Annotated in this window: 2 protein-coding genes; both read left to right on the forward strand. The window is 44.1% G+C overall.

Annotated features, from left to right (window positions below; translation table 11 throughout):
* The coding region (locus tag AX677_RS08025) for an isopeptide-forming domain-containing fimbrial protein (RefSeq protein ID WP_156446001.1) at positions 1–2181 on the forward strand (2181 nt) is incomplete at its 5' end.
* Positions 2182–2255: 74 nt separating this feature from the next.
* The coding region (locus tag AX677_RS08030; RefSeq protein ID WP_197416895.1) for a G5 domain-containing protein at positions 2256–2988 on the forward strand (733 nt) is incomplete at its 3' end.

Here is a 2988-nt window from a genome sequence, read left to right on the forward strand (position 1 = left end):
CCTAACAGACCAGGTGTGACGAAGGACTCTAACGAAGTTCCGGTAACTCCACCAACCCCAGAGCAACCACCTCTTGAAAAAGATGTGAATAAGAAAGCTTCTGAAACCATTGAAGATCGTACAGAAACCTTTACTTACAATCTCAAGACTAGCATGCCATGGGATGCGACAGCCTTCACTATCAGTGATGAGTTGAAAGATGTTCTTGAATTTGTTGGCCAAGCGACGGTCACTTTGGATGGCAAAGCAACAGATGCTCAGGTAACTACAAATGGTCAATTACTGGAAGTTAACTTCCCAGAAGCAACTGTTAAAGCGAATGGCGGCAAGAAGATCCAAGTGAGCTTCAAGGCTAAAATTAAAGCCGATGCAGACCTGACACCATACTTGGTGGATAATCAGTTCACTGTACCAAACACAGCTTCTTATGTAATTGATAACAACCCAGGTACGAAGAAAGATTCTAATCCAGTTCCAGTAATTGTTCCAAAACAACCAGAACCAGAGATTACGAAGAAGATTAACCGTACACTGGATCACTTAGATGTCGATCGTGGTGTTCCGTACATGTACAATGTCAACACCCAACTGCCAAAAGATATTCGACTTTATAAAGAATTTACCGTAACCGATACTTTAGAATCCGTTCTGGAAGTAGCTGGTACACCGGTAGCTTATATCGATGGCTATGCGACAGATGCAATAGAAACGAAGGTTGAAGGCAATACAGTCACAGTATCTGTGAAAGACTTTGCCCGAATCCATGGCTTCAAGGAAATTCAGCTCTACATTCCAGCTAAGATCAAGTCAGATGTATCTGACGAGGCTCTGAATGCTTATGAAAACCGTATGGTTCCAAACAAGGCAACCGTAGCCTTCAAGGATAGTAATGGTCAAACAGGCAATAAGGAATCTAACCCAGTAACGGTTCGACCACGTGATCCAGAAAAACCACGTGATCCAGATCCAAACGAGCCAGTTAAGACAGTTGGTCCAGCAGATGGTTCAAATCCAACTGAAAAATATTATCTGACAAACATCAGTGATGAATTCCGCTTTGATATTACAACGAAGGTACCAAGCAACCCAGTGGATGACGCTGGCAATCCAGTCCAAGACGCACAAGGTCGCGATGTGAAAACAGAGTTGACCGGTGTGACTGTGACAGATAAGATTGATAACGTTCTTAAGATTAACCGAGTAGCGTTGAAGATTGAGGATGACAAGGTAGCCGATGTAACTGCACGTCTTCAGACGAAGTTAGACAAAGCAGAAGCAGATCTGAAAGAACTGGAATCTAAGACCACGAATGACACGGTTGCGAAGAAAGTTCAAGAAGCAGAGAAGAAAGTCCAAGAGTTAACAGCGCAATTAGAAGCGGCGAAAGCAGCTGCAGCGACTGCAACTCCAGCACCAACGACTCCAGCTTCAAGTGATTCTTCTAGCTCAGACCCAGCTGCAAGCAGTGATACGGCATCAACTAGTGATACAGCTAGCACATCATCTAGTGCAGCAAGCACAAACACTAGTGCCGATGTAGCAGCTCTTGAAGCAAGCCTTAAGGCAGCACAAGCAGAACTGGAGCAACTGAAAGCAGAGGCAGCCAATGTAGGCAACTTGGCAACACCTGAAGAGCAAAAGGTTGCGAAAGAGAAGCTTGATAAAGAAATTGCTCAACTGAAAGAAAGCAAGGAAAAACTTGCCAAAGCACTTGAGCAGTTCAAATCTGTGACGGATAAAGGTGAATTGACTGATGATGCGCTTGCCAAGGTTGCGAAAGTAACAGTGAATGGTCAAGACGTGACAGTGGATATTACGGATAAGGATATTTTGGAAGCCTTGAAGGGCAGCACACTCCGTGTAGTGATTTACTCAGTCTTTAAAGAAGGAGTAGATCCATCTCAATATCAAGGCGGTGTTCCAAATACAGCTAATGTAAGCTTTAATCATGATCCAAAAGTTCATGAGACGAATATCGTAAGAGTCGTTCCACCAACACCAACACCAGAACCACCAGCACCGAAGGATGATTTACCACCGGCACCAACACCAGAACCACCAAAACCGAAGAAGATTTTACCAAAAACAGGTACATCAGTGACCATGGTATATGAAGTAATCGTTGGTTTGGTTCTCGTGCTTATGGGAGCTCTTCTGAGAAGAAGAAATACAAAGCACTAATGTAAGATAGCCCAGGAGAGCAGCAGCTCTTCTGGCTGCTATCATGTTATTAGGAATATTAAAGGAAATTCATTATGAATAGAAAAAAGTTAATTAAGTTAGGAATTACAGTGCTTGCCATTAATGCTCTAGGCGCGGCAGCAGCTTACCAGTATCCGGAACTTGTCCGAGTTCCTTCTGTTTATGCGGAAGAGCCAGGAGAAGACGAAGAAATTCCAGATGCAGCAGAAGCCCAGGCAGCAGCGAACTTTAAAAATCAACTGGATGAGTTTGAAGCAGCAATCAATGAATTTAATCCAGACGATGCGGATACTAGAGACGGTTTAGAAATCGCTTTGGAAGACGTTCAAAAACAGTATGCGAGTGCTATTCGTGCCATTAAGAGTCCAGAAGGTCAGAAAGGTTTTGCCAAATACGAAACTCGTTATCAAGCCTTGAAGGCAAAAGCAGAAGCTCTTTTAAAAGGCGAGTCTCCTAAAGAAGAACCAAAAGTCACCACTCAAGAAATCACAGTAACAGAGCCCGTTCTCTACGGAACTCAAACGGTTCAAACAAACACTCTCGCAAAAGGTGAAAAACGAACCAAGGTCCAAGGGGTTAATGGTGAGAAGAGTGTGACCTATACCATTACTTTGACAGATGGCAAGGAAACAGCTCGCGCGAAGAAGAGTGAAGTGGTAACTAAGCCTGCAGTCGATGAGGTCATTGAAGTCGGAACGGGTGTTGTGACGACTGAGGAAGTCACTGAAACCGAAGAAGTTGCATACGGCACACGCGAAGTATCGAGCGACCAATTGGCAGAGGGCG

Source organism: Streptococcus sp. CCH8-C6, from assembly GCF_001557225.1.
Taxonomy (GTDB): domain Bacteria; phylum Bacillota; class Bacilli; order Lactobacillales; family Streptococcaceae; genus Streptococcus; species Streptococcus sanguinis_C.